This window comes from Rheinheimera aquimaris (assembly GCF_020531985.1).
In the GTDB taxonomy this organism is placed as follows: Bacteria; Pseudomonadota; Gammaproteobacteria; order Enterobacterales; family Alteromonadaceae; genus Alishewanella; species Alishewanella aquimaris.
The window spans coordinates 298813-305805 of sequence record NZ_JAJAVQ010000005.1 but is presented as its reverse complement, the minus strand read 5'-3'; the positions used below and the strand labels follow the sequence as shown (position 1 = coordinate 305805).

General features: G+C 49.2%; 7 protein-coding genes. 6 read left to right on the top strand and 1 reads right to left on the bottom strand.

What is annotated here, in order from left to right:
* Window positions 1–99 precede the first annotated feature (99 nt).
* Window positions 100–1908 (top strand): EAL domain-containing protein, encoded by a 1809-nt coding sequence (locus LHL18_RS17100; protein ID WP_226767984.1) that lies wholly within the window; start codon window positions 100–102, stop codon window positions 1906–1908.
* Here the strand turns inward: LHL18_RS17100 and LHL18_RS17095 are convergent.
* Window positions 1862–2818, bottom strand: coding sequence for a 1-aminocyclopropane-1-carboxylate deaminase/D-cysteine desulfhydrase (locus LHL18_RS17095; RefSeq protein WP_226767983.1), 957 nt, complete (start codon window positions 2816–2818; stop codon window positions 1862–1864). The two genes, LHL18_RS17100 and LHL18_RS17095, sit on opposite strands and share 47 nt — an antisense overlap.
* A 69-nt stretch (window positions 2819–2887) precedes the next feature.
* Between LHL18_RS17095 and LHL18_RS17090 the strand changes: the two genes are divergently transcribed.
* Genes LHL18_RS17090 through mshL form a run of 5 tightly spaced genes read left to right on the top strand, consistent with a single transcriptional unit; the run spans window position 2888 to window position 6991 of the window.
* On the top strand, window positions 2888–3802 hold the full coding sequence (locus tag LHL18_RS17090; RefSeq protein WP_226767982.1) for a hypothetical protein: 915 nt from the start codon (window positions 2888–2890) through the stop codon (window positions 3800–3802).
* The gene (locus LHL18_RS17085) at window positions 3799–4395 is read left to right on the top strand and encodes a PilN domain-containing protein (protein WP_226767981.1); all 597 of its coding nucleotides are present in this window, start codon (window positions 3799–3801) and stop codon (window positions 4393–4395) included. The genes LHL18_RS17090 and LHL18_RS17085 overlap by 4 nt, the downstream gene beginning before the upstream one ends.
* Window positions 4392–5042 carry a hypothetical protein gene (locus LHL18_RS17080; protein WP_226767980.1) on the top strand — a complete coding sequence of 217 codons (651 nt, stop codon included), beginning with the start codon at window positions 4392–4394 and terminating at the stop codon, window positions 5040–5042. Before LHL18_RS17085 ends, LHL18_RS17080 begins: the two co-directional genes overlap by 4 nt.
* Window positions 5020–5340 carry a hypothetical protein gene (locus tag LHL18_RS17075; RefSeq protein WP_226767979.1) on the top strand — a complete coding sequence of 107 codons (321 nt, stop codon included), beginning with the start codon at window positions 5020–5022 and terminating at the stop codon, window positions 5338–5340. Before LHL18_RS17080 ends, LHL18_RS17075 begins: the two co-directional genes overlap by 23 nt.
* Complete coding sequence (mshL, locus tag LHL18_RS17070) at window positions 5333–6991, top strand: pilus (MSHA type) biogenesis protein MshL (RefSeq protein WP_134058356.1); 1659 nt, start codon at window positions 5333–5335, stop codon at window positions 6989–6991. The genes LHL18_RS17075 and mshL overlap by 8 nt, the downstream gene beginning before the upstream one ends.
* The last annotated feature ends 2 nt before the right edge of the window (window positions 6992–6993 follow it).

The following is a 6993-nucleotide window of genomic DNA, read 5'->3' as shown; positions in this document are numbered from 1 at the left end:
TTAGAGCGGGGTTTTTTATTTTTTTGCTTTCACAGATAAATACTCGACAAATGCTCTACAACGATTAACACTTGTAAGCAGTCACAAAAGGAGTTGGCTGTGTATTTACTACAGTTTTCCAGGCAGCGGATGCGTCGCTTTCAGCTTTTAGCTTTCTTGGCATTGTTGCTTGCCTTTAATATTTGTCATTTTGCAATGCGGTATTATGATGTGCGCCAACAGGCGCATGTTCTGTTTCAGTCAGCTCAAGGATTAGAACCAGACAGCACTGCCAGCCTTCGTTGGTTGACTGCGCATTTCGGCTTAACCTCTGAACCCCAAGCCGGCGCAGACTACCTTAGTTTTCAGTTACAGGATACTTTGGTATTTGTTGACAAGGCATTGTTAGTTACCTCTGGTTTTTGGGTCTACCTTGTTTCTAACCTTATGTTTCTGTTGGTTCTGATACCGGTTTGGTGGTTATGGCTGCGGCAGCTTAAGACCTTTGCAAATGAGGAGGTAGCGGTAACTAGCTTGCTGGAGCAGCTGGAAACTAAGCTGGACTTACGCTCCGGGGGCAGTTTACTACCTAATCAGCGTTTACATAAAGTGGCGCAGAACTTGGAGCTGCTACTACGACGCGATCAGGAAGTGCGACATCTGGTGCGTGTGCAGGGGTTGATAGATCACGAACTGGCGATTGGTAACCGGGTATTTTTTGAGAGCAAGCTGCAGCACTATTTAAGTGACACCTCTGAGGTGGCGTTTGGCGCTTTATTTATTATTCAACTGACTGTGCCAGAGCCTAATGCCGCCGGTGCAAGACCCTTTTTAAGGCTGCGTGCTTGTGTTGATATTCTGCAAGGTGTTATCGCCGGTTACAGCGACACAGTGATAGCCAGGCTGGCAGATAATGATCTGGCCTTGCTAGCGGCAGGCCTGGCGTCTAAGGATATGGAGAAGCTGGGTGACAAGATTGCTGTTTTGTTAAGCCGTGCCAGCTGTTTCAGCGAAGCGCTGGAACACGATGTTGTTCATATAGGTTATGCGGGCTATCGGCGTGGCCAAACTTCTTACCAGGTTTTATCTGAAGCTGATATGGCATTGAAAACCGCTCAGCTGCATGGCCCAAACGCTGCTTATGGCTTTGTTCAACAAGACAAGCCACAGGCAAAAGGCTCTGTGTGGTGGCGTTCTGAACTTAGTAAAGCACTACTGGAACATCGCTTCAGTCTGAGTTTTCAGCCGGTATTTTCCTGGCAGGAAAGAGATATCTTGCAACATGAGGTATTGATCCGTCTGCAAAGCCAGGAAGCTGGCAGTGTACCTGCTGCTATTTTTCTACCGATGGCGCATAACTGTGGTTTGGCCAGTGAGATTGATAAGTATGTTTTGCTTAAAACAGCTCGTATGTGTGCTGTTGATTCCCGTACTTTTAATCGTTGCAGCGTCAATGTCAGTGTTCAGTCTGTGCTTGATCCTGTGTGGTGGCAGTGGCTGGATCAAATGGTGCTCTCGGGACAGATTGATCCTCAGCAGCTTGCAATTGAGATTGCAGAACATCACTTGCTGCGTCACTACAAGTCTTTGAAAAGCAAATTGTTAAAGCTGAGTAAGGCAGGCTTTGCCTTGGTTGTCGATCAGGTAGGGCTGGTTATAGACAATACCGTCTACGTCGATGAATTGCCACTGGAATCGGTAAAACTGCATCCCTCAGTGGTGCGGAATATAGATCAACATCTGGAGCAGCAGCTTTTTGTCAGGGGCCTGATCGCGGGTTTTGCCGGCAAAGGCGTCAGGGTTATTGCAACAGGCGTAGAGTTAGAAGCGGAATGGCTTGCACTGCAAAAGTCGGGCGTAGCGGGCGGGCAGGGGTTTTATTTCAGTCAGCCACTGACCCAGATAATAGCGCAAAGTCAGTTGCAGTAATAAGATTACGATGGCGTAAGCCCTGTAGTCCCTGCAAACCACCCGTATGGAAAAAACTCAATCGACTGTCGGGTGGGATCTGGTTTTGCTCAACCAGCTTAATAGCGCCGGCCAGAGCTTTGCCCGTATAAATTGGCTCAACATATACTTTTTGTGCTGCCATGCTGCGGCAAAATGCCAGTAGATTGCTGTCAAACTGGCCATAGCCTTTGCCGGTAAAGGTGCTGTCAATCCGCCATTGTGGCTCAGCATTTTCTTTGTTTATCAGCTGTTGTACCCGTAGCGGCAAGGACGCATCTCTTACTACAGCGATACCCAATACGTTACAGTCATGCCCGTTCACAATACCGGCCAGGGTTCCGCCGCTCGCTGTCGCACAAAGGATAAGGTCAGCATTGCCATCAGGTGTGCTGGCTAAATCCAGCTCCGATACGCCAAGGCTACCCGCAGCAGAAGAGCCACCCTCTGGTACCAACAATAAATCCGGATGTGAAGCGGTTATTTCGTTGATGAAAGCAGGCTCGTAGCGCTGGCGGTAACGGCTGCGATCCAATGCAATCAGCTGCATCCCCTGTTGCCGGCAAAACGCCAGAGTAGGGTTTGTCGGATCCAGCTCATCGGTTCTGACATAGGCCACACTTTTCAGTCCCATTGTATGACAACAGGCCGCTACGGCGCACAGATGATTAGAGTAGGCGCCGCCAAACGTCACGACCCCGGCATAACCACTTTGAACAACCTGCAGCAAGTGGTATTTCAGTTTAAGGCATTTATTCCCAGAGACTTCTGCTAAACCGGTATCAAGGTGGCATATCCATAGCTGAATGTTTTTTTGCTGTAGCACGGAATGATGTACCACCTGCCAACGCTTTTGGGGAGTAATTAGCTGAATATCAGATGAATACAACATGGCTCAGCACATGACAGTGACTAAATTTGCCGCTAGTATAGCGTTACACTCTACGTTAATGGCAGCGCTATGCTGAGAAAAATAATAACAAGCATCCGTCGGGGAGCCGCTAATCATTCCGGATTGTTTGCGTTGTATCTGGGAAGCTCTACCGTAAGTCTGACTCAGATCAAAGGGAATAAAATGCTGTTGCGCCGGCAAACGGATTTTACCGGGGCTGACTGGCAACCGGCCGTGCGGGCTATGCTATCGGCCATGCCTACCGGTAGTCATTTACATCTGGTGCTGGCTCCTGACTTTTACCAGTTGGTGCAGTTGGATAAGCCTGAACTGTCAGAAGATGAAATGTTGCAGGCATTACCGTGGCAGGTTAAAGATCTGGTTAGTATCAGCCCGGAAGACATTATTGCAGATTACATTGATTTACCCGTCCACAGCGCACAGCAAGCGAAAATAAATGTCGTGGTAGCCAGTCTCAGTTGGTTAAAGCTGCTGGTGCAACAGGTGACTCAATCCGGGCAGCAGCTGCTGACAATTCAACCTGAAGAGTGGCTGGCTTTGCGATTAGTAAAACCAACCGCGAGCGCAACTATGCTGGTGATACATCAACCTGAGCAGGAAGTACTGATCCAGATTGTACGAGAGGGGGTACTGTATTTTTCGCGCCGCACCCGAGGTCTGGGGCGCATGCATCTATACTCGGAATCAGAGTTGCGTAACGGTGAGTTAGATCGTCTGCAACTTGAACTGCAGCGTTCAATGGACTATTTCGAAAGTCAGCTCAAGCAACCTCCGGTCAGAGACATTCGTTTGCTGATGCCAAATGCAGAGATAGTGACAGAGGTATTGGCGCAAACAGGTTTTAGCCGGGTTGAGGTATTAAGCAACGCTGTTGTTGATAATTCACTGAATACACAACAAATGATAAGCAGCTGGCCTGCAGTGGCGGTACTCAGCCCGGGCAGGGCGGAGCAAGCCGTATGAAACAGCAGGTAAACTTATATCAGGCTGTGTTGCAGCCAATACGCGAAAGGTTAGGCCTGAAGCTGCTGCTGCAAATCTGGCTGTCTATCTTGCTGGTGCTGTTTACAGGTTGGATCTATCTGCAACAGCAGCAGGCTCAGCTTACAAAGCAGCTGGCATCTGAACAGCAGCAGCTGGATGTATTGCAGCAGGAAATGACTATGTATCAGCAGGCACTGGCGCAGCGCCAGCCGTCAGCAGAGTTGGTCAGTCAGTATGATACGGCCGCTCAGAGTGTGGCGCAAAAGCAGCAGCTGTTAAATTATCTGAGTCAGCAACAACAACAGGCGAGTCAGATATACAGCCCTGTTTTGCAGCATTTGCAACACATTGACCGGCAGGACTTATGGCTAACGGGTTTCTCTTTGCAGCAACACTTTAGCAGCTTTAATGGCATCGCCCTGCGCCCGGACAGTGTTCCGCTGTGGCTTGAGAATTTGCGGCAACTGGCGTATTTCCGTGGTCAGCGCTTTAGTCAGGTTAATATGCTACAGGTACCTGAGAAAAAAGCCGTGAGTTTCGAACTGCGGGCCCGGCAAGGAGCAGAACAATGAACCAGTGGCAACTGTTGTCGGAACGTTTTAGTCAGTTACAGCACAGGGAGAAAGTGCTGATTTGGGGCGGTAGCCTTCTGCTAACACTGTGGCTGGGCCTGGTGTACTTGCTTGAGCCAGGCTGGAATAGTTTGCACAAAGGTAAATTGCAGCTTGATGCCATGCAGCGGCAACAACAGCAAACTCAACAACAAAGCGAGGAGCTTCGCCAGCAGCTAAGCATTGATATTGATCGCGATTACCGCGAACGGCTGGCTGTATTGCAGCAGCAACAGGTTCAGTTGAATGAGCAAATCAAACTCAGTGCCAGTCATTTTATCGGCGCCGAGCAAATGGTGACACTGCTACAAAATATGCTGCAAAGCAGCGAAGGTGTTCAACTTAGCAGTTTACAGACTTTACCGCCTGTGCCTGTCAGGTTGGAGGGGCAGACAGACAGTGAGCCACCACTGATGTATCAGCACACACTTAAGTTGGTGATGACAGCTAATTACGATAAGTTGTATCAGGTATTGCAACGTATCGAGCAACTTCCCTGGCTGGTGAGCTGGCAAGGGTTGCACTACAACGTTAAGGAATATCCGTTGGCTGATATGACGATAGAATTAGGTACGGTGAGTGAAAATGAAGATTTTATCCGTCTGTAGTCTCTGTTTGTTCTGGTGTGTTATCGCGCAGGCGGACCCAACAAAACCGGCTGCTGGCTGGCAAGCTGCTGGTCTTAGCAGTGCCGGTGCGGCAACGGCTACACTGCCTAAACTACAACTGATTAAACACACAGCCGATGGCCACGTTGCTGTACTTGATGGCGTTTTGGTACGAAAAGGCCAGCGTTTTCAGCAGTATCTGGTGCTGGATATTCAGCAAACAAAAGTGATTATGGATTTAAACGGCGAGCAGCTAGTACTGCCTTTACTTAATACAGCGATAAAACAATATGAATAATAAGCGTGTAAACAAGGTGTTGTGGTTATGCAGTGGTGTCTTGTTAAGTGGCTGCCAGGCATTTTCACCTACGCAGGTACCGGATAGTGCTCAGCAGGTGTTGCAGCAAGCGGCGCAGACGAAACCGAATACCGTAGCAGCACCGACAGTGCCGGATGCGGTGACCCAGGATCTGATTGCCAGTAGCTACACACCGCAGGCTGTTCAGTTACCACGCTTCAATGTTGCCGCTGCTCAGGCTGACCTGGCTGACTTCTTTCAGTCCATTGTGGCTGATACGCCTTATAGCGTCGTGTTGCACCCCGGTGTCAGCGGGCAGATCACGCTGCAGTTAAAGCAAGTTACCCTGCCTGAGACAATGGCGATTGTACAACAGTTATATGGTTTTGATATCCGTCAGCAAGGTATGGTGTACAAAATATACCCGGCAGGCCTGCGTACCGAAACTATCGCAGTGAATTATCTGATGCTGCAGCGCCAGGGGTTTTCGTCTATTGCCGTCAACTCAGGCGGCGTGTCGCAGGATAACCAAAATAACCAGAATGGACAGAATAACCGTAACAATGGCTCGTCGCAGAGTAATGTCAATCAGGGTAATTTAAATAACCAGAATCAGCAGTATGGTCAGCAGCAGTTTAATGGCAGCACCATCCAAAGCGAAAGCAAGACCGATTTTTGGAAAGATCTGGAAAAAGCAGTCAGTACAGTACTGGGTAACGGCGCTGACAGGATGGTAGTCGTGACCCCGCAGGCCGGGCTTGTTACCGTGCGGGGTATGCCGGACGAAATCGCGGCAGTTAAAGCTTATCTCGGGCAGTCAGAGCAGCATCTGCAGCGTCAGGTTGTGCTGGAAGCGAAGATCATTGAAGTGACACTTAACGACGAATATCAGCAGGGTATTAACTGGCAAAATGCCATTATGAACCTGCGAAACACCAGTTTTAACTTTAGTACCAGCGGTGCCGTTGCCTCTAACGCCATCAGTAGTTCGCTGGGTGGTGTGACTGCTATTTCCTTTAACAATGCAGATTTTAACGGCGTGATAAACCTGCTGGAAACGCAGGGCAATGCGCAGGTGCTATCCAGCCCGCGGGTTACGGCAATGAATAACCAGAAAGCGGTGATTAAAGTGGGGCAGGACGAGTACTTCGTTACCAACGTCAGCAGTGATACGACTATTGGTGCAGGTGGCACGACCAGCACGCCTAATATTTCTCTGCAGCCGTTTTTCTCGGGTATAGCGCTTGATGTTACGCCGCAGATTGATCAAAGTGGCAGTGTTATTCTGCATGTGCACCCGTCAGTTACCGAAACTGCCGAACAAAACAAAACCATTCAGTTTAGTGATGAGCGTATCATTTTGCCGCTGGCGCAAAGTAATATCCGTGAGTCTGACACTATTATCCGCGCCCGCAGTGGTGAAATTGTTGTGATTGGCGGCCTGATGCAAACGGTGACCAGTGACAGTGAATCACGCACGCCGGTATTAAGTGCTATTCCTCTGGTGGGCAAGCTGTTTACCAGCCTGAACAAAGTCGAGAAGAAAAAAGAGCTGGTGATACTACTGAAACCGACGGTTGTCGGTGAAGGTGTATGGCAACAGCAGATCCAGCAGTCGTCTGGTTACATCGGTGACTGGTATCCAAAATAATT

Bases quoted from the DNA above. Each gene is read 5' to 3' on its own strand.
- LHL18_RS17075 (WP_226767979.1), top strand. From the start codon at position 5,020: ATGAAGATTTTATCCGTCTGTAGTCTCTGTTTGTTCTGGTGTGTTATC.
- mshL (WP_134058356.1), top strand. From the start codon at position 5,333: ATGAATAATAAGCGTGTAAACAAGGTGTTGTGGTTATGCAGTGGTGTC.
- LHL18_RS17080 (WP_226767980.1), top strand. From the start codon at position 4,392: ATGAACCAGTGGCAACTGTTGTCGGAACGTTTTAGTCAGTTACAGCAC.
- LHL18_RS17095 (WP_226767983.1), bottom strand. From the start codon at position 2,818: ATGTTGTATTCATCTGATATTCAGCTAATTACTCCCCAAAAGCGTTGG.
- LHL18_RS17090 (WP_226767982.1), top strand. From the start codon at position 2,888: ATGCTGAGAAAAATAATAACAAGCATCCGTCGGGGAGCCGCTAATCAT.
- LHL18_RS17085 (WP_226767981.1), top strand. From the start codon at position 3,799: ATGAAACAGCAGGTAAACTTATATCAGGCTGTGTTGCAGCCAATACGC.